Origin of the sequence: Candidatus Thermokryptus mobilis (assembly GCF_900070205.1) — a bacterium.
GTDB classification, from domain to species: Bacteria; Bacteroidota; Ignavibacteria; order Kryptoniales; family Kryptoniaceae; genus Kryptonium; species Kryptonium mobile.
In genome coordinates, this window is the sequence record NZ_FAOO01000006.1 from 87593 (window position 1) to 114085 (window position 26493).

Sequence of the window (26493 nt, forward strand, 5' to 3'; positions counted from 1 at the left end):
GGTTTACAACTATGGAAAACAAGCGCAACTGAAATAAAAACGATTAAAATTCCAAGAGCGATTTGAATTTGCCTTTTCATGGCTTCTACCTCCTTTTGTTTTAAGGTTTTGAAACGAGTTTTTGTTTGCGATATTTCTCATACGCCTTCATCAAAAGCTCAACCACCTGCACCTTTTCGGAATCCGTAAGCATAATTTGACTTCCTAAAACAATTGACATTGTCCCTGTTGGTTCTTTAATAAAGTTTTCAAGCGTTTTACCGAATTTACTTGGAACATCTTCAACAGCATTGCTGAGGTCTGGTCCGATTTTTGCAGCCGATTCAATCCCAAAAACAGAGATTGAATGGCAAACAAAACAACCCTTGTTTACGAAGAAAGCCCCCTCACCTTCACGCATCTGCCTTTCCTTTTCAAGCTCCTCGGGTGTCGGAAGATCAGCAAGAGCAGTTCCAGACTGCGGATAATACTGAGGTGGCAAATTCACTTTTTTCCAGCTCATCACAAGAAGCGTCAAAGCTATCGCCTCCCTTGACCCGAAACCCATCTCAGGCATGATGCTTTCAGGAGAGACCATCTTCGGATTCTTAAAATGAGCCACATGCCAAGCAAACACCGACTTTTTACCCCAAATTCTGGAATAATCAAACTGTTCAGGTGCTTTATCTCCTTCGTATGTTAAATCTGGACCTATGACACCACCGCGACCGTTAATTTTATGACAAGCGCGACATCCTTTCTCCTTGACCAACTTCTTCGCATAATTGATGTAATCAGCCCCAGGAGTTAAAGTGTCATAACGATGACAAATGTTACAATTCATCTGAAGCAAAACTTTTCTATCAGGCGGTCTGTAAATATCTTCAAGCTCTTTCCCTAACAATGGCTCTTCCCAGTGTTCAATAAATCCATGCGCCTCCTCCTTATTTAAAGCATAACCTTGTCCCCCATGACAAATTGTGCAACCATACTGTGAAACGGGATGCTTCTCAAGTATTTCCTTTGGGTGCGTTTTAAATGGATTCGGTGCATTCTCAAGACCCTTCCATTCGTAACCCATATGACAGGTTATACAACGATCAACCCTGTTAAGTTCTTTGACATAAATTTGCTTTATCCCACCTTCAATGACCTTCGCCTTTTCTACCCCGAGCTTATCCTTCACATACTCCTTAAATTCAGATTGATATCTTTTCCATTCCGGCGTAAAATAACCAGCATAAACGACGACAGTGACTAACAGCCCTATCAGTGAGATCGCATAAACTAAAACAACATCCCTTTTTAACTTCTCCTTGTCCATTTTTCATATGAACATTTTTTTTAAAATTTCTTTGGAATCTCAGGCCACTTCTCCCACGGGAAGTAAAATTCCCAATTTGGACCACGCATGTAAGTTCCAATTATTATCAAAGCTATGACCAAAAAGCAAAGCACAAGGAAAACGAGATTTTGCCTTGTTCTCTCCTTACTAAACCAGACACCGGTTGAAAAACTTGAACTCTTATCAAGATAAGGCCATATAGCAAGCAATAACACGAGGACACCAGGGATTAAAATCCCACCGATAAAAGCACCGTTTAAAACAAAGCTTCCAATCCTTATCGTCGTGATGGCAACCAGTTCCTGCAACCATAAGAAATACCAAGGCGCCTTTGCAGGATTTGGTGTGACATGAGGATTAGCTGGCTCCTCAAGTGGTGCACGAAAGAATAAACTTATCAAAGCAACGAAAACGAATGTCCCCAACATCACAAGCCCAATCCTTCTGATTAAAAATGGGATTGAATTAACAGTATATTTCTCCTCATCAATTAAAGTCGCCTCAACTTGAACAGTCCTACCCGTTGTCAAACCAAGAAGCGAATAAGTTTTACTCTTAATCCCATCTTTTACCTTTTCCTTCTTCTGATTTAAAACCAGATTATCAACGCAGGCAAGCCCACCATCTTTCCTTATCCTCCACATATGATATGAAAAAAGTATCAAAACAGCAGCCGGAAGAAAGAAACAATGAAGCACATAAAACCTTAACAAAGCATTTTGCTCAATCTCATGACCCCCGAGAAGAATAAATCTAACCCATTCACCAACTATTGGAGCATTTTTAGCTATATTTGTCCCTACAGTTATAGCCCAAAAAGCAAGTTGATCCCAAGGTAAAAGATAACCGGTAAAGGAAAGAAGCAAAGTTATCAAAAGCAAGGCAACACCGACAAGCCAATTCAAGGGTCTATTCTGACCAACCCCAACTCCATTCTTATAAGCACCCGTTAAAAAGACCCTGACCATGTGCAGAAAGACAATCGCAACCATTAAATGAGCCGAATTCCTATGCATCGCCCTTATGAACCAGCCGAAAGAAACGACATACTCTATATCCTTAACACTCTGATAAGCCCGCTCAACTGATGGAACATACAAAAACATCAAGACAACACCTGTTATCGTTAATATCAAAAAAAGAGATGCGGATATTGTCCCAAGCCAAAGCGAATATCCCCAAGACAAACTTCTCAATGTCACCTTCGCTGGAAACCAATGCAAAAGCAAATTCCTAACTATTGACTCACCCGCTTCCTTCTCCGACCTTGGCGCCCAAGTCCAAAATATGCTCCGACCATTAAATTTCCTTTCACTTATTTTTACTTCAGCCATAGAGAAATTCCTTCTTTTGATTTTTTTACACTGTCAACTTATAATTTTTCGGCACTATCTTGTTAAGGTCAACAACAAGTTTCCCATCCTCTGGCGAAACCTCAACCTTCACCCAATCAAGGGGTCTTGGCGCAGGTCCAGCATAATTTGTCCCATCTCCATAAAACTTTGACCCATGGCAAGGGCAATGGAATTCCCACTTGACCTCAACCTCTTCTCCACCAATTTTGATAACCTTCGGCTTTGAAAGAGCAACATACTTGACAGTGCAACCAAGATGAGTGCAAACCGCAGAAATAGCATAAAATGTCTTCCCCTCACGAAATATGTATGTCTTCAAATCATCAATGAATGTCACACCATCAGGGATATTATCCGGCTCGTCAAGCTTAACCCGACGGACGCTTTCATAACTCACATTTGGAAAGAGTGATCTAAGCCACGTGTAAATTTGCCCCGCAAGCGCAAGAATAAGTGAACCGATGCCTAAATTCTTCAAAAATTTTCTTCTGTCAATTTTCATTTTCCAAAGCAAATTTATTTTTTTAATCCTCAATTACCTCCCGCTCCACATAATACATTTTCTCCATCGTCATCGCTTCAGTCGGACAAACAATGGCACAAAGCCCACATCTTATACATTTCTCATCATCCTTTATCATAGCAGAAAGCGGAACCCCATTACCAAATTGATAATGTTGTAAAAGTTTCTCCTTAGTTTCATCATCAAGCTCAAGTTCCTCAATCGGAACGAGTTTCAAACAATACTCTGGACAAACATCTGTGCAAGCCCCACACAAAATACATTTCTCAGCATCATAAATTGTCTGTATATGGCACAACAAACATCTCTTCGCCTGCTCAACCGCTTGTTCTTCGGTATAACTCATCTCAACCTCAACTATTCCGGTCCTCCTATCAATCGGGACAGTATCTGGTGGCTTTCTTGGTGTGATTTCATACCCAACATAAGTTGAATAATTTCTTTTCTCAATCTTCTCAACAAAGAGATTAAACACTTTCTTCGTTTTCAACCCTCTCAAATAATTGTCAATTGAGATTGCAGCTTGTTTCCCATTTGCAATCGCATCAATTAAATTTCTCGGACCAAACGCAGCATCACCACCGGCAAAAACACCCGGAGCCGTTGTCTCAAGCGTCTCAGGGTTAACCTTTATCGTCCCACCAGCTGTAAGTTCAATTCCATCTTCCGGCTTTATAAAGTTCAAATTTGGTCTTTGCCCAATGGCAAGTATAACAGTGTCAGCCTCAACATATTCACTTATGCTCTCGTCAAAAATTGGATTAAATCGCCCGTTTTCATCATAAGTCCTTTTGACACCGATAAACTCAATTCCCTTGACCTTGCCATTCTCACCGAGGAATCTTTTAACCCCCCTTTGCGGATGAAATATAATCCCCTCTTTTACAGCTTCTTCAAACTCCTCCTTTCCTTGCGCCGTTCTTAACACTGGCATCTCTTCGAACGATTCCAAACTCGCTATATGAATTTCAAGCACGCCAGCTCTCCTTGCAGTCCTCGCAGCGTCCATCACAATGTTATATGTTGAACCATTCCCAATCTTTTCTTTCTCCTCCATCTCAACAGCCATCCTAAGAGCAGTCCTTGCAGCATCAAAAGCCACGAATCCACCCCCTATGACAAAAACCTTCTCACCGAGCTCAACCCTATATCCATTATTGATATTTATCAAGAAGTCAATCGCTTTAATTATACCATCAAGATTTGAACCTTCAACATTCATCTCCCTCCCTTCTTGAGTGCCAACAGCAATGAATATCGCATCAAACTCTTCTCTTAGCTCTTTTATCCCGAAATTTTTAGTCAAAGGTGTAAGCGTTCTGACCTCAACCCCAAGCCACAAAATTTTATTTATCTCCTTCTCAATTATGCTCCTTGACAACCTAAACTCAGGAATCCCATGCCTCATCATTCCCCCAAGGACATTTGACGCCTCAAAAACCGTCACCTGATATCCTATCAAAGCAAGGTCGTGGGCACAAGCAAGACCAGCTGGACCTGCACCAATTATTGCGACTTTTTTATCCCTGACATCTGCCTTTCTAACTTTAGCTAGCGTCGGCAAATGCCAAAACAATTTGTTGTCCTCAACATCAAAATCACCCTCAAAAAGCTCATCCTGCGTATCCGGATAAAGCGACTCAACACCATATTTCTCAGTTAGAAACCTTTTCAATGCTCGTATCGTAACAGGTTTATCAATGCTACCCCTCCTGCAAAAATCTTCACACGGAGCTGCGCAAACCCTTCCGCAAACAGAAGCAAACGGATTTGGAGCCCTCGCCACAAAATATGCCTCTTTATACCTCCCCTCTGCTATCAATTGAACATACCTGCCAGCATCGGTATGAATCGGACAAGCTGCCTGACACTTGACCTGCTTCTGCCAGTAAAGTAAATCTGGAATAAAAACATTATATCCCATCAATTAAGCCCCATTTGAGTTTTAAACTTCTTCAACAGAATAAAATCCTCCGCAAATTGAAGAACTCTCTTACCGTTCCTCATATCTTTGACCAAATCGGCTAAACTTTCGTGATCAAGAAGAGCTCTAACCTGATTTTTTATCTTAATCCAATAATCATGAAGGGCGCACGGATTCTGACTATCACACGGACCAACGCGCAAAATACAAGAATCAAACCAATCCGTTCCATCTATCGCTTTAATTATATCAAAAATTGTGATCTCCTTTGGGTCTTTTGCGAGAACAAATCCCCCAGCAGGTCCTTTTATTGAATGAAGAAATCCCGCCTTTACGAGAATTTGCATAACCTTATTCAAAAACTCCTTCGGTATGGATAATGCCCCTGCGATTTGCTTTGCTAAGATAGGTTCATCCGTGTTAAGAGAAGCTATAAAAATCATTGCCTGAATGGCGTATTTACAGGTCTTGCTGAGCAAATCAAATTTTCAGATTTGTTTATCCACTACAAATTTAGTCATCAACCCCGATTAAGTCAAGAAAAGGATAAACTCGTCCATTTTTATCCAATTTCAATAACCTTGTTCTTTGAGGAATGACCCGAAATAATTTTTACCCTTGATTTAGGGAGATTAAAAAATTCAGCCAAAAGCTTAATCACATTTTCGTTTGCCCTCCCCTCCTTGGCAGGACATTTGACCCAAATGTTAAAGTGAGTATCGTCAATTTTTTCAACTCTGTCAATTTTAGCCCCGGGTTTAACTTTGACAAAAACCTTCAAATCAAACTCCAAATTTTTTGTCTTAATTTAAGCCCAACCGCAGACCAAATGCAACTTTAATATCAACTTTTCGTATATTCAAACCAGCAAAACAAAACTCGGAGCAGTTAGCCATGAGGAAAATTTTCATCGCATTCTTAATCCTTTCGCAAGTTTTATTTGCACAAGAAGAAAAAAGAAAAATTGAGGATTTGATTGACGAGATTTTAGAAAAAATTGAAAATTTTTACTCAACGGATGAAATACTCCAAAACCACGAATTGAGCCTACGACAAAAAGAGTTGCAAAAACAACTTGAAAAAATCAAAGCTCAACTTGAACTTCTGAAGAAACAAAAAAAGTTTATGGATGAAGAGAAACTCAAAGAAGAAATTGAAAAGATACAAAGAACAGCTATTGAAATTCAAAAAACGAGCCAAGAATTGATTGAACAAGCAAAAAGGAGGAATGAGATTTACTCATCTTTTCTTTCACCCTTGTTTAGATTTAAAGGTGAAACAGAAATAGACGTTAACGATTATATTGAAGGCAATGTCCTTGTGCAAGATGGAAACTTGATCATTAAGGGGAAAATCAAAGGGAATATACTTGTTGAAAACGGTGATGTAATTTTGAAAGATGGCTCAGAGGTCATCGGCGACATTTTCACGACAAATGGAGAGATCAAAATAAGTGAGAAAGCCAAATTTGAAGGGAAAACATATGAAAACTTTTCAATGCTTGCCGAAATCGACCGCATAACTTCATATGACAGAAAAAAACATAGGCAAGAGCTTAAATATAGACGGTTTTACGAAGAATATCCCGGAATTGACAATCTCTACCTTGAATTTGAAAGGGTAAGTGGTTTCAAACTCGGTTTAATTTATCCAAGGAAAATTTCAAATATATTGAACAAGCCGATCGCAATCTACGGATACGGCGCCTATACGACTAAATCACACAGGTGGGTCTTCTCTGTTGGAATTGATAGAAAAATCCTCAGCATGAATGAAAACTTCTACATCTTGACGGGAGTCAATCTTTACTCAACGATCGGAACAAAAGATAATTGGCTGATCTCACCAAATGCGAACACAATCTCCGCCCTGCTGTGGAACAACGATTATAGGGATTATTTTAAAATTGAAGGATTCACATTTAATGTTGAGTTTATCCTTTCATCAAACTCAAACTTAAAACTTTTTTATTCAAACGATTCTTACTTAAGCGAAATGACAAGATACATAAAATATGCCTCTTGGAATAAAAAACGACCCTTCAGGGAAAATCCAGAGGTATATGAAGGAAATTTAAAATCGCTCGCTGCAAATCTTAAATATGACAATTTCCAGCTAATAGAAGGATTTAAAAGGTCTGGGATTGCTTTTGAGATTGGATTTGAAAAAGAACTTGGAAATATGAGATATTCAATCCTTACAGCTGAATTGAAGGCGAGAATAAGTTTATCGGGATATGATAATTTCGGCTTGAGGTTAAAAATCGGGACATCGGATAAAATTTTGCCAAAGCAAAAATCCTTTGAAATCGGTGGATTTGGAACCCTTTATGCCTTCCCCTTCAAGTCATTTGAAGGAAATAAAATGTTGCTCGCAAACTTTGAATATATCATTGAAAATGCAACCGATATATTTGACTTTGTTAACTTGTTCATATTTTTTGATGCGGGTTACACTAACAACCAAGAAGGGAAAATCACCTCTGGTTTTAAAATTGATAACTTGAACAAGATAAAATCCGATTTCGGTTTCGGTCTTGGGACGGAAAGCATGAAAACGAGAATTTATCTCGCTTGGAGAACGGACAAAAAAACACCTCCAATGATTGTTGTGAGATTGTCCAAACCATTTTAAAGTTTGCTTAAAATAAGTTCAAGTATTTTCTTAATCTCAATGAGGTCCTGACGAAGCTCGGGATCAGAAATTTTTGATAATTTAACTTTCCCATCTTCAATCGTTATATCGGTTGGGTCCTCGTCTGGATTATAATTTCTCAGAACTTTTTTTGCCCCTTCAATTGTATAACCCTCATCACGAAGCAAACGCTTGATCATCATAATTATTTTGATGTCACGATTCGTGTAAATCCTATTTCCAGCTTTGTTTTTAGATGGCTTCAACTGTTCAAATTCCGTCTCCCAATACCTAAGGACATAGGGTTCAACCCCAGTTAACTTGCTTACCTCACTTATTGAGTAATAAACGCGATTGATTTTAAATTCAGGCATACGAACTCGTTCTTTTTTTTCCATTTTAAAAATTTTGGAGGCAAAAATCAACAATTTCAATTTTCGCCCTGACGGAAAGCAAAAAATTCCCGTTTCAATCACCTGTATAGATGATTGACTCCTCAATAGGTGTTTGTGAGTTAAATATAAAGACAAGAAATTTGTAGTCGTGTTTTTGATTTTTTAACTTTAATTAGACCTTAACTGAGCTTTAACATTTTTTTATTTTTTTATGAGTAATTTTTTAAAAAAATAAAGGCGACTTCAAAAATGTTCAACAAAGCAATGAAAAATAGCATAGAATATCTCATCAAACTACGAGAGGAGGCAAAGCTTGGAGGGGGTCCAAAGAGGATTGAGGAACAGCACAAAAAAGGAAAACTCACAGCCCGCGAACGCCTTGAAATTTTGCTTGACGAAGGAAGCTTCCAAGAGATAGACATGTTCGTCAGACATAGGGCACACGACTTTGGGATTGATAAAAGTAGACCACTTGGTGATGGAGTTGTAACTGGATATGGAACAATTGATGGTCGTCTTGTATTTGTGTTCAGTCAGGATTTTACGGTTTTCGGTGGTTCGCTTTCAGAGGCACATGCTGAAAAAATTTGCAAGATAATGGACCTTGCGATGAAAGTCGGTGCCCCAGTGATCGGATTGAACGATTCTGGAGGAGCGAGGATTCAAGAAGGGGTGGCGAGTTTAGGTGGATACGCTGAAATTTTTCTGCGAAATACGCTTGCCTCTGGGGTTATACCTCAAATATCAGCGATAATGGGACCTTGTGCTGGTGGCGCTGTCTATTCACCAGCGATAACCGACTTCATCTTTATGGTTAAAAACACCAGCTATATGTTCGTCACCGGACCAAATGTCGTCAAAACGGTTACACACGAAGATGTAACCTTTGAAGAACTCGGTGGCGCAATGGTGCATGCAACAAAAAGTGGGGTCGCACATTTCGTATGTGAAAATGATGTTGAATGTCTTCTACATATAAGGAAACTATTGAGTTATCTACCATCAAATAACATGGAAGACCCGCCGAGAATTGAAACTGACGATGATCCAAATCGCGAGGAACCGAAACTTGATTCTATAATTCCAGACAACCCAAATAAACCATATGATATGAAGGAAGTGATACTCTCAATTGTAGATAATGGTGAGTTTCTTGAAGTTCATGAGTATTTCGCTCAAAATATAATCTGTGGTTTTGCACGGCTTGACGGTTATTCTATCGGCATAGTTGCAAATCAACCATCTGTTCTGGCTGGTGTCCTTGACATTGATGCTTCTGTTAAAGCAGCTCGCTTTGTCAGATTTTGCGACGCTTTTAATATACCAATTATAACTTTCGTTGATGTCCCCGGCTTTATGCCCGGGACAGACCAAGAATGGCGTGGTATAATTAAACACGGAGCAAAACTATTATATGCATATTGTGAAGCAACGGTTCCAAAAATAACCGTCATAACAAGAAAAGCCTACGGTGGCGCATATGATGTTATGAGCTCAAAACACATCCGCGGAGATATAAACTACGCTTGGCCAACAGCTGAAATAGCGGTTATGGGTCCAAAAGGCGCGGTTGAAATAATTTTCAAAAAGGAAATTGAAAAATCGGAAAACCCAGATGAACTTGAAGAGAAACTAATCCAAGAATATAGGGACAAGTTCGCACATCCTTACATAGCAGCTGAAAGGGGCTTCATTGATGATGTCATAGAACCGAGAAAAACAAGACAAATGTTGATAAAAGCACTTAAAATGCTTGAAAATAAGGTTGATTCAAACCCAAAGAAAAAACACGGAAATATACCATTGTAAAAACGAAAATTTTATTTGCGATGTTGTTTGATTTGTTTTTGATCCTTTCAGCGATATTTTATACCGGGGAAATAACTTTATTTTTGATTGCGCTTTCAAAGAAAGAAAAAAAACGTAAACTCCCTGCTAATCTTCCAAGCGTCAGTGTAGTTGTAGCTGCAAGAAATGAAGAAGAAAACATTGAAAGATGCCTACGCTCAATCCTTCAAGTTGATTATCCAAGCGATAAACTTGAAGTTATAGTTGCAGATGACGGTTCAACAGATAGAACTCCTGAAATAATTTCAAAAATTAAAAAAGAATACGACAACTTAAAGGTCATACGAATTGAATCGCGAATAAACAATCTAAAAGGGAAAGCAAATGCCCTTGCACAAGCGATAGCGCAAACAAATGGTGAGTTCATATTTCTAACCGATGCTGATTGTGAAGTTCCGAAAACTTGGATAAAAGGAATGCTTAGATACTTTGACGATAAAATCGGTGTTGTTTCCGGGGTGACGATAATTGAAAGTGGTAAAATTTTTTACGGTATGCAATCGCTTGACTGGGCTTTTCTTTTAAGCGTAGCAGCAGCTGTTGGGAGATTATTTAAACCAGTAGCTTGTATCGGAAACAATATGGTTTTCAGAAAAGAGGCATACATTGAATGCGGGGGCTATCAAAATTTAAAATTTAGCATAACGGAAGATTTCGCACTTTTTAAAGCGATAACAAAAAACGGAAAATGGGAATATGCATTCCCAGTTGATTTAGACACCCTTGTTGTAAGTAATCCAGTTAAAACTTGGAAAGAACTTTATTATCAAAAGAAAAGATGGGGGACTGGTGGACTTGACACAGGAGCATTGGGGATAGCTGTGATGTTAGGCGGTTTCGTCTTTCATCTTTTGTTGATCCTGGCTCCATTTATGGTTGAAAGAATTTTTTATCTAATCATTTCAGTCGTCTTAAAATTTTTGATTGATGGCACTTTCCTCTTTAGGACACTAAAGAAATTTAAAAAGGCATCCCTTCTAAAATACCTTCCTTTCTTTGAGCTTTACTACATAATCTATGTCGTTGCTCTCCCATTTGCTGTTTTCTTTGGCGGGAAAACCGTCTGGAAAGACAGGAAATATAAAGGATTGAAAAATTTGCGAGTGGTTGAAAAGGATTAAAGTTTTTTGCACAAATTCCGATAATAAAATTTGTAAATTTAACAATGAAACCATTTAAGCGATGTTTAAAAAGTGCCCATCTTGTGGAAACATTTGGAACACAAAAGATGAGTTTTTAGAAGATACGAACTTAACGCTCGTCGGTTATCAAAAATTTATGGGATTATATGGTGGAGGATATCTTCTTTTCCGACACGGGATAAAAACCTGCGGGACAACATTAGCCGTAAAGGCGGCGCTTTTCTCCACTGGGACATCAACAACGCAAAGGTTAAATCGTCTCATAAAAAAGAACGCAGGCTCAGATGAGCCTGCCTAAAATCTATCTTGACATTACAACCGCTGAAGGGGTTCGTCTGCCAAGTGTCCAGATATAATCCCTCAATGCTCTAATTTGCTCATCTGCATTCCCATCAAGCACATCGGGTATTGGACTTATCCCCTCATAAAAGAAAGTTGGCATGTTCGTCCCAGGCTGAATCTTTTGTGGGTCTTTGAGCCAATCAATGACCCATTCCGGTTTTAATCTTTTATGCGCAATCTCAAGATTTGGAGCTAACATTGAAGCAGTTAAATCACTATCAACTGTGTGGCATTTCAAACACTGCAACTTATCAAATAAGACCCGCCCAGCGTCAACATATTTTTTATCAAGCGGAACTTCATAACTTCTAACTTTAAATTCCTGATCGCTCAATCCGAGGAAGTATTTTATCAACGTGGTGATTTCATCATCCGTCAATTGAAATGTCGGCATTCTAAGTTTGAACCACGGTCTTATCGTCGTCGGATTTTTTAGAAACTCATAAAGCCACGGCTCTTGAACTTTCGCACCTTCAATTGTAAGCAAAGGTGGTCTTAACCCTGGGTCCTCAATCATAGGATGAATATACCCACCCTGTTCTTCAATTTGATGACAATTTGTGCAGTTATACCAGAGCGTTAATCTACGCCCCTCATTAATTTCTCTTCTTTTCTTATCAAACGCTTGAACATACTTTGAGCCGACTTCATTTTTCTTAAAACTCGCTATCAAAGTCACAAGCGCTTCAATTTCTTTATCAGTGAAGTTAAACTTCGGCATCTTAAGCTGAATTCTTTCAGTTGAATAACCGCGTGGGTCACGCAACTTTTCCGAAACCCAAACGAGACGGTCCTTCGGCAAGTATTCTTTATAACCAAAGTCAAGCTGTTCAATGTTCTTGCGAGCAAAATCAGAAATATCAACACTTACTTTCGTCTCTCTTTCCGTCCCCTTTATATCGTGACAACCATAACAACCATAACTTTTTATCAATCTTAAGCCCTGTTCCGCTTTTTCATCCGTGACCTCAATTTTAATCGCGGAATAATTAACAGTATCTCTCAAGGTCATAAGATAAGCAACTATATCGCTTGCCTCTTGATCTGTCAACCTCAAGCTTGGCATCTTTGTATTTGGCAGATAATGCCTTGGATTTTTCAACCAGTCATACAACCATTGTGGATTAACTTTGCTCCCTATTTTGGTCAATTCAGGTGCAACATCATAACTTAAACCACGAGTTTCGCGAACAATTTTATTCTCCCCAATCGCATGGCAACCAAGACACCCTATGTTTTCAACGAGTTCTTTCCCACGCGTTGGGTTTCCACCACCAGGATATTTAAATTTATAATCCCAATTCCTCGCTGAATCTTGTCCAATTCTTACGAGATATGCTGTTATGGCCTCAGCTTCTTGAGGCGTGAGATAAAAATTGGGCATCCTTCCGTGCGGAAGATACTCCCGAGGATTAAGAAGCCAACGATAAATCCAGCCCGGATATGTTTTAACGAGAAGATTATTCAAACTTGGCGCGACCTTTGGGAAATCGTTATACCCATCAATCCCATGACAACCATAACAACCCGACTCAATTAAAATATGCTTTCCATCTGTTAACTTCTGAGCCCATTTCAAATTTATCTCGTTAAAGTGACAATCATTGCAACCAGCTTCAATATATTCTTTCTTCAAGATAGGCCATTCCCAATGTTTATCTTTATCACCGTGAGCATACCCCTCCGTTAAAGCTGGTCCTTGACCGCGATGACAAGGGGTGCAACCAAAAACTTCAGGGTTATGCTTTTGGAGAAGTTCCAAATTTGAATGTGTCCTGAACGGTTGAGGCGCATCAACAAAAAGCGAATCGTTCCAACCCAAGTGACAGGTCTGGCATCTATCAACCCGAGATTTCAAAGTTCCGAAATTCGTCCTTTCAAACTCAGGTAAAATCACCTGAACAATTTTTATTTGGGATTCCTTTGTCTTTTGAATCCTATCCTTTATCCTGTTTATCTCAGCAAATAACTTATCTATTTCATGTTGAACGCTATCAACTCTTGATCTATACGATTTTACTATCGCCCAAGCGCTGTCCTTTCTTTTTGTCAGTTCTTCAATTTTCAAATTGAATTCCCTCATTATTTCCTCCTCACGCTGAATCTTCTCCCACCATTTTTTCACAGCGCCCGTTTCGTTTTCAAGTTTTGCCTTCTGGAAGAAATAGTAATACTCATCAGATCTGCTCTTTGCAAACTGAAATTCACGGGTCAATTCAGCAAGTTCTTTTTCAAGTCGTTTATATTCAGCCAAAGCATTTTTATATTCATCGGATTCAAGCCCAGCTTTCGCTTTCTTAAGCTCTTCACTTAATTCACTGTATTTTGAACTATCAAAATTCGCCAGTGCAACTTTATAAAGAGAATCAAGCTTTGCAAGTTTAAGTTGATAAAATTTCCTTTGATATTCCTTCCAAGGTCTTCTCGTTGAAACCTCATCAATCACAGCCCAAAGCGTTGCAAGGAAAAGCACCCCCGCAAGCACAAGATATATTTTGTCATATCTTCTTTGTTCAACGGGAATTTCCCTTCGCTTCCTAATCCAGCCGAAGAGCATTTTCAATTCAAAATTTTGTTTTTAAAAAATCTAAACATTGAACCAAGGTGTGACCCAGACATACTTGACATTCAAAGTCCATCTCAAAATCATCTTTATCGGCAAAGCTATCATCGTCAGCAACAAATAAGAGGTTATTATATACCTTGTCAACCCAAATTTTTCAGCAAAGTCAGGCATTTTTTTCTTCAAGTATATCCAACCAAGTGGCATTAAAATAGCGTAATAACCTATGACGACAACACCACCAATGATTGACGCTATTGGATTAAGTGTTCCATCCGGGTTATAAGTTGGGATCCCGAAGAGTTCCGTTAAATCAACATTCGTGATTGCTACAACTTTATGTGGGTCCCATTCCTCCCAAGGCCAGAAGAAATTCCAACCCGGACCTCTTAAAAATGTTCCGACAAAAATGAGCAAAACCCAAAGCACAAGAAAACCAAACGAGAAAATGATTATCGCCCATTTCCTTTCCTTAAAAGTGTAGTATCCATTCCCTTTAGGATTTATATCAATGTATGGTATTGCCATCAAGCCGATTATAATTAAAGTTGGAAGCAAAACACCAGCAATCCACGGGTCAAAATATACAAGCATTTCTTGAAGTCCAAGAAAATACCATGGGGCTTTTGATGGGTTCGGTGTAAGTGTTGGATTTGCTGGTTCTTCAAGTGGTGCATCAAAAGCAATTGACCAAACAAGGACAAAAGTCATAACTGCAATTGCAGCTATAAACTCAACACGAACAAGGTAAGGCCAAACCTGAACTTTGTCTGTTTCATCCGCTTCATAAGGTATACCCCGCTCATCATTTCTTTTAGCTTTTCTCATAGCATAGATGAAAAAGCCATAAACTGTAAAAAGAAGGATTATTATCGGAAAGTTATCCGGATTCCCAAGTATTTTGAGAAGATTGTGCATAGCTTTAAATGACAAACTTTGTTTTAAACTTTCCTTTGGACTGGACCTGAAATTCCACCGTCTTTCCTAACGCGCCAGAAATGAACCGCAAGGAAAATTGCCGTCACAAGCGGTAAAAAGATACAATGCAAGACATAAAATCTTAACAACGCTGGTGGACCAACCTGTGTCCCACCGAGGAGGAGAAATCTAACATCGTTATCGGGTCTCATCCCAAGTTCAGGTCCAAAAGGACCTTGATGACCCAAAAATGGAGTTGCACGAGCCATATTCGTTCCAACTGTGACAGCCCAAATCGCAAGCTGATCCCAAGGTAAAAGATAACCCGTAAAGCTCAAAAGAAATGTCAAAAGCAGAAGTATCACACCGATCACCCAGTTAAATTGTCTCGGTGGCTTATATGAACCAGTTAAAAATACTCTAAACATGTGTAGCATAACTGTTATGACCATAAGATGTGCTGACCAGCGATGCATATTACGAATTAAAGCCCCAAACGGAACATCATTCATAAGATATTTCATATCTTCGTAGGCATATTCAGCAGCTGGACGATAATAAAACATCAATATAACGCCCGTGATTGTAAGTATTATAAACAAAAGGAATGAGATTCCACCCATTCCCCAAGTGTAGCCATAATTTACAGCGTGTCTTGAAACTCTAACTGGGTGAAGATGAAGAAAAACATTATCAACAACCATCAAAGCTCTGTTCCTTTGCGTATCCTCGTAACCGTGACGGAAAATTGATTTGTAAATTTCCGAACTTTTTATCTTCTTTTTTATTTGGGCAAGCATAGTTTAAATTTATATCTTTTGTTTTAACTTATCCTTTGTAAGGCAAGAAAGAACCTGGCTTTCCCCATTCTCCCTTTTCGTATCTATATGTGATACCTTTATCAATCAATATCTGTCCATCATCAGCAAATGTAATTTTTACCCTTTCAAGCGGTCTTGGTGCTGGACCTTCAAAATTAATTCCCGATTTCCTAAATCCACTCCCATGGCAGGGACATTTAAATTTATTTTCAGAGCTAAGCCATCTGGGCGTGCAACCAAGATGCGTGCAAACAGCAAGAAGAGCATAGAAACCATCCTCCTCGCGCACAATCCAAACGCGTTGGCTATCTTTAAATCTTTCGCTCACCTCTCCAACCGTGTATTCATCCGGATAACCCGCTTTAAAAGATGTCGGCGGTTCATACAAAACGCGCGGGAACATATATCTTATCGCTCCAATTATAGATGTGAATATAAAGCCGAAAAATCCAAGCCAGCCAGCAAGTGTTAAAAACGAACGCCTGTTAAATTTCCAAAGCCCAGTGTCATTTTCAGGTGGTTTATCTTGCCTTGGGATAACCTTCCTTTTTTCCTTCTGCTCACTCGCTTGCTCAGGAGTTTGCTTTACAATTTCACTCATTGCTATAGGTCATTTTGTTTTTAATTCAGATAATTTTTATCCATTTTAAGGTCAAAAAATTATATCCCATGTGGGAAAAAAACACAAATTTTATCCCCAATTGAATCAACAACGCTTTGCAAATTCACCGATTGAAGATAACCCTTTACTTTATCATTCACATCTCCAAATAAATTTCTGACAATGCACGCTTCTCTAAATCTGCAACCTATAGCGGTGGAAAGATAACAAATCTCTTTTTTTGTCGGTTCAATTGCAATTAGAAGATCATAAAGCGTTATCTCTTTTAAAGGTCGCGCAAGGACATAACCTCCTTTGACACCAATTGTGCTTTCCAAAATTCCAGCCCGACGCAATGCTTGAAGGATTTTCATCATATAACTGACAGACAACCCACATTCTTTCGCAACTTCAGAGGCTCTTACGAGCTTGCCTCTATCTCTTGTTCCAATATATATTAGCGCATGGATCGCATACCCCAGAGATTTTGATATATCTAACATTTACGCCTTTTTATCTTTTTTGTTGATTAACCAGAGTCAACCGAAACCATATCAATTGTCTCCCACGGGCAATACTTCGCACAAAGCTTACAACCAATGCAGATATCTTCATCAACGATGACAATTCCATTGATATTTGAAAAAGGATTTATTCCCTTCTCAACACTTTCGCGCAAAATCCCAAGCGTCGTTGATTTCACACCGTTAAATGAGTCAATAAATTCTGGACCTTTAACTTTATATATACAATCAACGGGGCAAAATTCAATGCAGACCTCGCAACCCGTGCATCCTGTTGGATTAACTACAGCGATAAGTTTGACCTTTTTCTTTCTTATTGGTTTTGTAGTTTCATTTATCTGGACCTGTGACATTTTACTATAGCTTTTAATTTTGAATTATCTCAACCCAGCCCATTTCTTTATCAACAAACTTAAAATTACCGAATTTCCTTTCAAGTTTTTCATACAAGTCAATCGGGATGCTCATAATAAAGTCATTCTCCATTTTTAAAAATAAGTTCTATCCCGAACATCGGTAGCAACGAATCCAGATATTAACTTTTTCCTCTTTTCTCGTACAATTTTATCTGCATTTGCCTTTTCGTATTCTTCAGCCGAATCAACTAAAACTGTGACGACATTATTTCTCACCTCGGCGAAACCATCCGAAACAACGAAATAAATTTTATTTCCGTTTTCATCAACAATTTTAACTTCTCCAATTTCAAGCAAGCTCACAAGCGGTGCGTGATTATATAAAACCTGAAAACTTCCCATAACCCCGGGCAAGGTAACGCTTTTAACCTTACCCTTATAAACGACTTTCTCCGACGTTAAAATTTCAAGTTGAATTAATTTATCTTGCATCAATCAATTTTCATTTTCTTTGCTTTGTCAAACGCCTCATCAATTGTTCCAACCATATAGAACGCCATTTCTGGAAGTTCATCGCATTCACCTTCAATTATCGCTTTAAAGCCAGCTATTGTATCGCTAAGTTTGACATATCTACCTTCAGTTCCTGTAAATGCCTCGGCAACGAAGAACGGTTGCGAGAGGAAACGCTGAATTTTCCTCGCCCTTGCAACTATTAATTTATCCTCCTCAGAAAGTTCATCTATTCCGAGTATGTTGATTATGTCTTGAAGGTCTTTATATGTTTGCAAAATTTCCTTGACTTTTTTCGCGACATAATAATGTTCCTCTCCCACTACTTTCGGGTCAAGAAGTCGGGAAGTTGAATCAAGCGGGTCAACAGCTGGATAAATTCCAAGCTCAGCTATTTGTCTTGAAAGAACTGTTGTTGCGTCAAGGTGACTGAATGTTGTGGCTGGGGCCGGGTCTGTTAAGTCATCAGCAGGAACATAGATCGCTTGAACAGATGTAATTGAACCACGCTTCGTTGAAACAATCCTCTCTTGAAGCTCTCCCATCTCAGTTGCAAGCGTCGGTTGATAACCCACTGCCGATGGCATTCTGCCAAGCAAAGCTGAAACCTCAGAACCCGCCTGTGTAAATCTGAAGATATTATCTATGAACAACAGAACATCTCTGCCCTCTTCATCTCTGAAATACTCTGCTATTGACAAAGCGGAAAGTCCAACTCTTAACCTAGCCCCGGGTGGTTCATTCATCTGACCGAAAACTAGAACCGCATTTTTTAAAACCCCCGAATGTTTCATCTCAAGCCAAAGCTCATTACCTTCCCTTGTCCTCTCACCAACGCCCCCGAAAACGGAATACCCCTTATGATAAACTGCTATGTTGTGAATCATCTCCATTATCAAAACCGTCTTCCCAACGCCAGCTCCGCCGAAAAGCCCAACTTTTCCACCTTTTGGATATGGTTCAAGTAAATCAATAACTTTAATCCCAGTTTCAAGTATTTCCCTTTTCGTGCTCAACTCTGTAAACTCCGGTGGTTCACGATGAATTGGATAATACTTCTCAGCTTGAATTGGACCAAGTCCGTCAATTGGTTCACCAACCACATTTAAAAGCCGTCCCAAAACTTGGGGACCAACCGGAACTTTAATTGGACCTTCTGTGTCGTATGCTTTCATCCCTCGCACAAGCCCATCAGTTGAATCAAGCGCTACAGCTCTCACCCTATTTTCACCAAGATGTTGTTGAACCTCAGCCCAGAGGATTTCCTCCTTGCCTTCAATGTTGACACGTGGAATTTTTATCGCATTGAAAATCGCAGGTAAATATCCATCTTCAAATTCAATATCAATGACAGGACCTATTATTTGGACAATTTTTCCCTCGCGCATCAATCCAAAGTTTTTATTTTTTCCTTGAAATTTCGCAAAAATATACGAAAATTTGAACTCTTTTCAAAAATCAATTCAAATTCAGCCAATTCTTTTTCCTCTTAACAGAAACATAAATTGAAAGGGCAAAACCAGCGAAAATCAAATACGGAACAAAAAGAAGATAAACTATCCCATCGTTTAACCCGCTGGCAAGTTTCATCCCTTCCTCCGAAGAGGTGACATTTGACTTACACATCGCGCACTGCCCAAAGGCAGAACCAACTCCAAGAAAAACTATCAAAGCAATTAACAAAATAAAATTCGCAATCCTCATAGCGCTATAAGTTTTTTATTTTTAGTTTAACAATGTTTTCACCAAATCTAAAACTTCCTTAGCGTGCGTTTCAACATCCACTTTATCAATGATATGAGCTATCTTACCTTCTTTGTCAACTATAAAGGTAACCCTATTAGCAAAACCAAGCAGGTTCAACACACCATAATCTTTACACACCTTTTTGCTTTCATCCGAAAGCAATGGGAAATTCAACGAGTACTTGTCAATGAACTTCTTTAGCGATTTCTTTGAATCCACACTTACCCCAAAAACTGGAACACCGAGCTGCTCAAACTTTGACCATTCATCGCGAATTCCACAAGCTTGTTTACTACATCCTGGGGTATTCGCTTTGGGATAAAAGTAAATCACAACTGGGGATTTCCCGCGATAGTTTGAAAGGGTGTATTTATTCCCAAACGCATCTTCCAAAGTGAAATCAGGCGCTATATCACCGACTTTCAATTTGCCACCCTTTACGGAAAACAATAAAAAGATAAAAGAAGGAACGAAAATTAAAATCGCTATTTTCATATCTCCCTCCAATTTCATTTAAAAATGTGATAAAGCATAAAGTAAATGATAACACCAGTTAACGAGACATAGAGCCAAAGTGGCAATGTATAGCGAGCAATTTTTGGATGTTTATCAAATTTTTTAAGCAAAGCGAACGCTAATGTCAGAATCGCCATTGGCAAGACAAAAACCGCAATTAAAGTATGCGATGTCAAAATCGTCAAATAAACAACCCGCCAAAATCCGATTCCTTGAAAGCGAGTTATGCCGGCTGTGTAATGATAGGTTAAATAGCCAGCGAGAAAAAGTGAAGATGAGAAAAAAGCTGAAAGCATAAACTTTTTATGTGCTTTAACATTTCTTCTTTTTATATTCACAAATCCAAGCAATAGGAACATAAAACTCAAAGCGTTGAATAAAGCATTCAAACTCGGCAAAAATTTTATCACCGCTCTTTCAAGATTATTTTGATATCTTTTATCAATTTATCAACTTCATCAGGATCGGTTCCCGAGTAATAACCTCTAATTCTACCTTTCCCATCAACAAGGACAAACCTATCGCTATGTATGAAATCCCCTGGACCACCATCGCCCTCTTCAACTGGAAGTTTAAATCCTTGTCTTGCAAGTTCGTATATATTCCTTTTTTCACCTGTTACGAAAAACCATTTACCGTCAATAGCTCCCCAACCCTTTGCGTACATTGAGAGAACCCACACAGAATCTGTCTCAGGGTCAACCGTGAACGATGCAAGTTTGACCTTTTTATTATCTTTAAACGCTTCTTGAACCCTTGTCATTTGCTCCGTCATCCTTGGACAAATCCCAGCACAACTTGTGAAGAAAAAGTCAGCAACCCAAACACTGCCCTTAAATTTATCAAGATTTATCACCTCACCGTGATGATCAATCAAGTTAAAGTCGGGAATCTCACCGTAAACGGGCAAAATTTCCGCAGATGACATCTTTTTTATCTCAATCATAAAAGCAACAGCAATTCCAAAAGCGATGCTTAATATCGCAAGCACAATTTTTTTACCAGCCATAAAACTTTGATTCAATTTTTTTAATAATAGCCCAGTCCAAGTCGCATAAACAATGCAACAGTTCCATCTGGAATTAAAGCAGCTGCAAGAGCGACTATCAAAATTAACGGAAGCGCAAGCGTATAAATAAATCCGAGCCGTTCAAATTTCAAATGCATAAAATATCCAGCTATTAAACTTCCCTTCATCAACGCCATAATTGTAAAGAGCACAGCCATTAAAGAATGAGATATCGGCAAAAAAGCAACCACTACCTCAACGACAGTGATAACAAGAAGTTGAAACCAAACGCGATAATAAACTCTTTTCCCGGTTTGATGTGTTGTCTCGGTCATTTTCAAATTCACTTTTTGTTTTTAATCAAAGAAGATAAAAGAAGGCGAATATAAACACCCAGACAAGGTCAACAAAATGCCAATAAAGTCCAGCGACTTCAACGCCTTCATAAGAACCTCTCTTATCGTAAATTCCCTTTGCAACTCTTATCGCCATAATTGTTAAAACTATAACTCCACTTAACACATGGGAGCCGTGAAATCCAGTTATGACAAAAAATGATGCTGAAAAAAGCGGAACACCCCAAGGATTTGAAGTCAAACGAGCACCCTCATGGATTAAGTGTCCCCATTCGTATGCTTGACAAAGTAAAAATGTCAAACCGCCAAGAATCGTCAGACCGAGATATTTCAAAACACCTTTTCTATCCATTCTCTTTCCAGCATCAACAGCAAGGGCCATCGTCAAAGAGCTACATATCAAAATAAATGTCATTAAGCTGACGAACATAAGCGGTAATTTTGCATTAATGAAAGGAAAAGATGAAAAAATTTCAACTCGTGATGGCCACTCAGGCAAGCTTGCACGAAGAGAGCCATAACCAGCGAGCAATCCTCCGAATGTAAAAGCATCCGAAAGTATAAAAATCCACATTGTGAACTTTTCCCTTGAAACGCCAAATGGCGACTTACCACCGCCCCAATCTGATTTCAAGACCCTTTCCTGCTCAAAAATCGCTTCCTGTGTCATTTAACTTCCTTCAAATTTTGTTTTTAAATCGTTGACTTTATAAAGATGAAAAGATAAAGCCAAAGGACACCAAGAAAATGCCAGTATGTTATGCAAAGTTCAACGCCAAGCTTATTTCCTTGAATTGTAAAACCCTTTCAACGCTTTAATTAAAACATAAATCATAGATACAACCCCGCCAAAAAGATGCAGTCCGTGAAGCCATGTCAAAAGATAAAAGAACGAACTTGAAGGGTTGGTGTTTACATAGACCCCATAACTTCTCAACTGACCCCATCCAATTACTTGCCCGACTAAAAATGTAATCCCAAGCAATGCCGAGGCAAGGAAAAGAAATTTGAACTCTAAAATTCTATCCTTCTTTAAGCGAAGATAGCTCAACTGTATCATCATACTGCTTAAAATTAGAACGAAAGTATTAAACCAAAAAATGCTTGGTAGATTAAATCTAAGCCAGTTCCCAGCAGCGTGTCTTACTATATATGCGCTTGTTATAGCAGCAAAGAGCATGATTATAGCCGATATAAAGAGCCAAAGCCCGAATTTGGCGGGGTTTATGGGGAGGGCATAGGAGGAATGCCCGCCCGCACCACCACCTCCATTGTTAAAAGTCCCGCCAATATCTATATTTGTGATACCGCTTTTTTTCTCTTTTTCAATTACCATCGCTTGAAAAATTTTTATTTTTAAACCCTGTCAATTAAAAGCAAAATTAAAATCAACGGCAAATAAACTTCAGCAGCTAACATTATCTTTTTAGCTGACTTGACTGAGACATCTTTCAAAAGCATAATTGACTGGACGAAGAAAAGAATTCCACCCAAAGAAGAAACTATGAAAGCGTATTTCCCTGCAAAACCAGCAAGCGCGGGCATTAAACTCATAGGCAAAAGCATAAATGTGTAAATCACGAGATTAATCGCAGTTACCCTGTCATTTTCAGATGGCAAGACCTTAAATCCAGCTCTTTCATAATCAGCTTTACATATCAAAGCAATTGACCAGAAATGTGGAAACTGCCAGAGGAACTGAATCCCGAATAATATCAAAGCTCCAACTTCAATTTTACCGCTTGCAGCTACCCAACCTATGACAGGGGGTATCGCGCCCGGTATTGCCCCAACGAATGTGCAAAGTGGAGTTATCCTTTTTAAAGGAGTATATGCGAAAACATAAATCACAAAGGCAAGAAAGGAAAGCAAAGTGCTTAACAAGTTAACAAATTTATAAAGAATCGCAAGACCTAAAATCAGCATAACAGTTGCTATAAATGTTGCCTTCGTTCGGCTCATCTTACCGGATGGGATTGGCCTTTGCATAGTTCTTTTCATTTTTCCATCGGCTTCGGCTTCAAGGACTTGATTCATCGCATTTGCTGCCCCAACGACGAGAAAGACACCAACAATTACACTTAAAAAACGAAACCAATCCATACCCCCCCTCAAAGCGATCAAATATCCCATCCCTGTAGTGAAAACGACAAGAGTTGTCAAACGATGTTTTATCAAATGAAGAAACTCAACCATGGCTAACACCAATTTTAACTTTTGACTCAACCTCACCTAATCCGCATCCCTTCCATCCAAGCACTGTTAAAATCAAACTCAAACCAAAAATCGTTGCACCAACAGCGACATGTAAAATTGTTATCGGAACTGAAAGTTTCGTCCATACGACAAAAGCCCCGAGCAAAATTTGAAGCAAGATAAGAGCAAGCCACAAAAACGCGAAACCCTTCATGAACTCAATTTTCCCTCTGATGACAAGAATTGAAGCATAAATCCCAACACCCGCCACAACGAATGCCCAAACTCTATGTGCAAAATGAAGCGCAACTTTAAATTGAAGCTCGGAATAACTTATCGGGAAAGGAGCATTTGGATCATATGGAAGATTTCCAAACGGAGGAATAACTTTCCCAAAGGAAAGCGGGAAATCAGGTATTATTGAGCCAGCGCCCGTGTGTCTCACAAGTGCGCCAAGCAAAATTTGAATGAATGAGAAAACAAAGACAATCGTATATAACCTGGCTATTCTAAACCCAGTGCTGACCTCTTTAAGCTTGAACTCACCCCAAAGCCGTGATGTAAAAAGCGAAATTAAAAAAGTCATACATAAAACAATTTCTGCAAGTGTTGCGTGGGTTATAGCAATCGCTATTCTAACCGGTTCAACATGCGAGACGGAGAAAATTTCAACAACTGTATTTTGAAGTTTTGGATTTGACACAACGAGAACTCTTAACCCACCGAGAAGTGCTTGAAGCAGAACAGAAATGAAGGCAACCACACCAAAAACTTTCATATACTTCGGCTGTTTACTCTTCAAAAGCCAAACCATAAGTATAGTTATTAAAATTCCAAGTGTTCCAGCAACAAGACGATGCCCGTGTTCATATAGAACTCCACCAACCATCCTCGGAAATAAACTTCCATAAGAAAGTGGCCAATCAGGAACCGCATCTCCAGACCCAGTGCTTGTAACCGATGCCCCAACTCCTATAAGAAAGACAGCAAAAATTGCAGTTAAAGTCGCAAACCGATTTAAACTTTTTGAATACATTAAAACTCACCAACTTTAAATTTTAAAAACCAGGGGAGAGTATCCCTCACTCTCCCCTAAAACTTCATTTTGTCTCAACTTTAACAGGAACTGTTTGTGGAATATAATCTTCCTCAGCTCCTGGAACACTATATTCATAAGGACCACGATAAACCGTCGGAAGCTCCGGTCCCCAGTTGCCATGAGGCGGTGGTGAATCCGCTTGCCATTCAAGGGTCGTCGCTTTCCAGGGGTTTTTATCCGCCTTTGGACCACGGAACATGCTCCAGAAGAAATTAAACAGGAAAATAAACTGGGCAAAACCAACGATAAAAGCTGCAATCGTGATGAACTTGTTTAAACCAACGAATTGAGAAGTGAAGTTATACTCCGTGAACGAATAATATCGCCTTGGAACTCCAGCTATTCCCTGGAAGAACATCGGGAAGAAAATCAAATAAACACCGATGAATGTCAACCAAAAGTGGATCTTCCCAAGTTTATCGTTCATCATTCTACCGAACATCTTTGGAAACCAATGATAAACCCCGGCGAACATACCAAATGTTGAAGCTGTTGCCATAGTGAAATGGAAATGCGCAACTACAAAATATGTATCGTGCAATTGTATATCAACGGGAGCTGTCCCTAAAAATGCCCCGGTGAGCGCCCCAGGTATAAACAAACCGAGAAATCCGATTGCGAAGAGCATCCCGGGAGTAAATCTTAAATTCCCTCGCCAGAGCGTGACAAGATAATTAAAAATCAAAATTGCTGTCGGGAACGATATTGCAAGTGTCGTAATGACGAAAATCTCCCCGAGGATTGGATTCATACCGCTGACGAACATGTGATGTCCCCAGACAATCATGCTCAAAGCGCCAATTCCTATCAATGCACCAACACAAACTTTATAAGCAAAAAGTGGTTTCCGTGAGTTGGTTGCAAGAATTTCACCGACAAGTGTCACAGCTGGCAACAAAACAATATAAACCTCGGGATGTCCCAAAAACCAGAAAAGATGTTGCCATAAAATTGGATTTCCACCTTCGTGTGGAACTGGCTGATTTGCAAGCACAAGTCCGCTTGGGACAAAAAAGCTTGTCCCAAACTCGCGATCAAAAATTAACATCACTGCACCAGCAAGCAAAACAGGAAAAGAAAGCAGACCAAGAATTGCCGTCACAAACATACCCCAAACCGTTATCGGCAACCTGAACATTGACATCCCTTTCGTTCTGAAGTTCAAAGTAGTGGTGATGTAATTTAAAGCTCCAAGAAGCGAGGAAACTATAAACAAAGCCATGCTCACAAGCCAAAGCGTCGCCCCAAGATCAGCCCCAGGGATTGAGTTCTTTAAAGCACTCAATGGTGGATAAAATGTCCAACCGACACCAGCTGGACCAGTTTGAATGAAAAATGAAATCAACATCACAACAGAAGCAGCAAAAAACACCCAATAAGAAAGCATATTCAAAACAGGAAACGCCATATCCCTCGCACCAATCTGCAAAGGTATCAGATAATTTGAAAATGTCCCGCTAAGACCAGCGGTCAAAAGAAAAAACACCATTATCGTTCCGTGCATCGTTATCAAAGCAGCATAAAATTCCGGCTTTAAAATTCCACCCTCAGCCCATTTCCCAAGAAACCTTTCAAGTATTGGGAATGGCTGATTCGGATACGCAAGTTGTAATCTCATAAGCCAAGACAAAAACATACCAATGAAACCCCATATAACCCCTGTTATTAAGTATTGCCTTGCTATCGTCTTATGATCCGTGCTGAAAATATATTTTCGGATAAAACTTTCCTTATGCACTTCAACCTCAACATGCGAATGTTGCGCCATTTTCAAACCTCCATATTTTA

At 39.2% G+C, this 26493-nt stretch carries 30 protein-coding genes; 4 read left to right on the top strand and 26 right to left on the bottom strand.

The features are described 5' to 3' along the window. Positions 1–100 precede the first annotated feature (100 nt). From FKZ43_RS05290 to FKZ43_RS05315, 6 genes are all read right to left on the bottom strand, one after another. Positions 101–1303 carry a c-type cytochrome gene (locus tag FKZ43_RS05290; protein WP_140944829.1) on the bottom strand — a complete coding sequence of 401 codons (1203 nt, stop codon included), beginning with the start codon at positions 1301–1303 and terminating at the stop codon, positions 101–103. Between the two features lie 20 nt (positions 1304–1323). Next, positions 1324–2658 (bottom strand): cytochrome b, encoded by a 1335-nt coding sequence (locus tag FKZ43_RS05295; protein ID WP_140944830.1) that lies wholly within the window; start codon positions 2656–2658, stop codon positions 1324–1326. 25 nt (positions 2659–2683) lie between these two features. Next, positions 2684–3181: a QcrA and Rieske domain-containing protein gene (locus FKZ43_RS05300; RefSeq protein WP_140944831.1), complete on the bottom strand. Its 498-nt coding sequence runs from the start codon at positions 3179–3181 to the stop codon at positions 2684–2686. A 22-nt stretch (positions 3182–3203) separates the two neighbouring features. Beyond that, positions 3204–5126 carry an FAD-dependent oxidoreductase gene (locus tag FKZ43_RS05305; protein WP_140944832.1) on the bottom strand — a complete coding sequence of 641 codons (1923 nt, stop codon included), beginning with the start codon at positions 5124–5126 and terminating at the stop codon, positions 3204–3206. Continuing rightward, complete coding sequence (locus FKZ43_RS05310) at positions 5126–5605, bottom strand: RrF2 family transcriptional regulator (protein WP_140944833.1); 480 nt, start codon at positions 5603–5605, stop codon at positions 5126–5128. Before FKZ43_RS05310 ends, FKZ43_RS05305 begins: the two co-directional genes overlap by 1 nt. Positions 5606–5688: 83 nt before the next feature. Further along, on the bottom strand, positions 5689–5907 hold the full coding sequence (locus tag FKZ43_RS05315) for a DUF167 domain-containing protein (RefSeq protein WP_140944834.1): 219 nt from the start codon (positions 5905–5907) through the stop codon (positions 5689–5691). A gap of 113 nt (positions 5908–6020) precedes the next feature. Between FKZ43_RS05315 and FKZ43_RS05320 the strand changes: the two genes are divergently transcribed. Then, positions 6021–7760: a polymer-forming cytoskeletal protein gene (locus tag FKZ43_RS05320; RefSeq protein ID WP_140944835.1), complete on the top strand. Its 1740-nt coding sequence runs from the start codon at positions 6021–6023 to the stop codon at positions 7758–7760. Here FKZ43_RS05320 and FKZ43_RS05325 read toward each other — a convergent pair. Continuing rightward, complete coding sequence (locus tag FKZ43_RS05325; protein ID WP_140944836.1) at positions 7757–8134, bottom strand: MerR family transcriptional regulator; 378 nt, start codon at positions 8132–8134, stop codon at positions 7757–7759. The genes FKZ43_RS05320 and FKZ43_RS05325 overlap by 4 nt on opposite strands. 270 nt (positions 8135–8404) lie before the next feature. Here FKZ43_RS05325 and FKZ43_RS05330 point away from each other — a divergent pair, with 270 nt between their 5' ends. From FKZ43_RS05330 to FKZ43_RS05340, 3 genes are all read left to right on the top strand, one after another. Continuing rightward, positions 8405–9964, top strand: coding sequence for an acyl-CoA carboxylase subunit beta (locus FKZ43_RS05330; protein WP_235894695.1), 1560 nt, complete (start codon positions 8405–8407; stop codon positions 9962–9964). 23 nt (positions 9965–9987) lie between these two features. Beyond that, complete coding sequence (locus FKZ43_RS05335) at positions 9988–11124, top strand: glycosyltransferase (protein WP_219916504.1); 1137 nt, start codon at positions 9988–9990, stop codon at positions 11122–11124. Positions 11125–11185: 61 nt separating this feature from the next. Continuing rightward, the gene (locus FKZ43_RS05340) at positions 11186–11443 is read left to right on the top strand and encodes a hypothetical protein (protein WP_140944838.1); all 258 of its coding nucleotides are present in this window, start codon (positions 11186–11188) and stop codon (positions 11441–11443) included. A 3-nt stretch (positions 11444–11446) separates the two neighbouring features. Here the strand turns inward: FKZ43_RS05340 and FKZ43_RS05345 are convergent, their stop codons facing one another. The 19 genes from FKZ43_RS05345 to FKZ43_RS05435 form a co-directional block, all read right to left on the bottom strand. Then, a complete protein-coding gene (locus FKZ43_RS05345) occupies positions 11447–14044 on the bottom strand; it encodes a cytochrome c (protein ID WP_140944839.1) in 2598 nt (865 codons plus the stop codon). A 30-nt stretch (positions 14045–14074) separates the two neighbouring features. Continuing rightward, on the bottom strand, positions 14075–14968 hold the full coding sequence (locus tag FKZ43_RS05350; RefSeq protein ID WP_140944840.1) for a cytochrome b family protein: 894 nt from the start codon (positions 14966–14968) through the stop codon (positions 14075–14077). Positions 14969–14991: 23 nt separating this feature from the next. Next, entirely contained in the window at positions 14992–15768 is a 777-nt protein-coding gene (locus tag FKZ43_RS05355) for a cytochrome b N-terminal domain-containing protein (protein ID WP_140944841.1), read from the bottom strand. 28 nt (positions 15769–15796) lie between these two features. Beyond that, complete coding sequence (locus FKZ43_RS05360; protein WP_140944842.1) at positions 15797–16390, bottom strand: QcrA and Rieske domain-containing protein; 594 nt, start codon at positions 16388–16390, stop codon at positions 15797–15799. Positions 16391–16449: 59 nt separating this feature from the next. Then, entirely contained in the window at positions 16450–16893 is a 444-nt protein-coding gene (locus FKZ43_RS05365; protein ID WP_140944843.1) for an RrF2 family transcriptional regulator, read from the bottom strand. Between the two features lie 26 nt (positions 16894–16919). Continuing rightward, the gene (locus tag FKZ43_RS05370) at positions 16920–17267 is read right to left on the bottom strand and encodes a 4Fe-4S binding protein (RefSeq protein WP_140944882.1); all 348 of its coding nucleotides are present in this window, start codon (positions 17265–17267) and stop codon (positions 16920–16922) included. A gap of 135 nt (positions 17268–17402) precedes the next feature. Then, positions 17403–17762 (bottom strand): ATP synthase F1 subunit epsilon, encoded by a 360-nt coding sequence (atpC, locus tag FKZ43_RS05375; RefSeq protein ID WP_235894696.1) that lies wholly within the window; start codon positions 17760–17762, stop codon positions 17403–17405. Further along, entirely contained in the window at positions 17762–19171 is a 1410-nt protein-coding gene (gene atpD / locus FKZ43_RS05380) for a F0F1 ATP synthase subunit beta (protein ID WP_140944844.1), read from the bottom strand. The genes atpC and atpD overlap by 1 nt, the downstream gene beginning before the upstream one ends. Positions 19172–19241: 70 nt before the next feature. Beyond that, positions 19242–19487: a CAMCR motif-containing small membrane protein gene (locus tag FKZ43_RS05385; protein ID WP_235894697.1), complete on the bottom strand. Its 246-nt coding sequence runs from the start codon at positions 19485–19487 to the stop codon at positions 19242–19244. A gap of 21 nt (positions 19488–19508) precedes the next feature. Further along, positions 19509–20024, bottom strand: a complete 516-nt coding sequence (gene bcp, locus FKZ43_RS05390; protein WP_140944845.1) for a thioredoxin-dependent thiol peroxidase — start codon at positions 20022–20024, stop codon at positions 19509–19511. A 14-nt stretch (positions 20025–20038) separates the two neighbouring features. Continuing rightward, positions 20039–20455, bottom strand: coding sequence for a DUF420 domain-containing protein (locus FKZ43_RS05395; RefSeq protein WP_235894698.1), 417 nt, complete (start codon positions 20453–20455; stop codon positions 20039–20041). After that, positions 20452–21054, bottom strand: a complete 603-nt coding sequence (locus FKZ43_RS05400; RefSeq protein ID WP_140944846.1) for an SCO family protein — start codon at positions 21052–21054, stop codon at positions 20452–20454. Before FKZ43_RS05400 ends, FKZ43_RS05395 begins: the two co-directional genes overlap by 4 nt. Positions 21055–21074: 20 nt before the next feature. Then, positions 21075–21389 carry a cytochrome C oxidase subunit IV family protein gene (locus FKZ43_RS05405; RefSeq protein WP_140944847.1) on the bottom strand — a complete coding sequence of 105 codons (315 nt, stop codon included), beginning with the start codon at positions 21387–21389 and terminating at the stop codon, positions 21075–21077. 25 nt (positions 21390–21414) lie between these two features. Continuing rightward, positions 21415–22080, bottom strand: a complete 666-nt coding sequence (locus FKZ43_RS05410) for a cytochrome c oxidase subunit 3 (protein ID WP_140944848.1) — start codon at positions 22078–22080, stop codon at positions 21415–21417. Positions 22081–22103: 23 nt separating this feature from the next. Beyond that, the gene (locus FKZ43_RS11710) at positions 22104–22205 is read right to left on the bottom strand and encodes a cytochrome c oxidase subunit 3 (protein ID WP_140944886.1); all 102 of its coding nucleotides are present in this window, start codon (positions 22203–22205) and stop codon (positions 22104–22106) included. Then, positions 22192–22746, bottom strand: coding sequence for a cytochrome c oxidase subunit 3 (locus tag FKZ43_RS05420; RefSeq protein WP_140944849.1), 555 nt, complete (start codon positions 22744–22746; stop codon positions 22192–22194). Before FKZ43_RS05420 ends, FKZ43_RS11710 begins: the two co-directional genes overlap by 14 nt. 20 nt (positions 22747–22766) lie before the next feature. Beyond that, entirely contained in the window at positions 22767–23606 is an 840-nt protein-coding gene (gene cyoE, locus FKZ43_RS05425; RefSeq protein ID WP_140944850.1) for a heme o synthase, read from the bottom strand. Then, positions 23599–24642, bottom strand: coding sequence for a COX15/CtaA family protein (locus FKZ43_RS05430; protein WP_140944851.1), 1044 nt, complete (start codon positions 24640–24642; stop codon positions 23599–23601). Before FKZ43_RS05430 ends, cyoE begins: the two co-directional genes overlap by 8 nt. 64 nt (positions 24643–24706) lie before the next feature. Further along, positions 24707–26473 (bottom strand): cytochrome c oxidase subunit I, encoded by a 1767-nt coding sequence (locus FKZ43_RS05435; RefSeq protein ID WP_140944852.1) that lies wholly within the window; start codon positions 26471–26473, stop codon positions 24707–24709. Between the last annotated feature and the right edge of the window lie 20 nt (positions 26474–26493).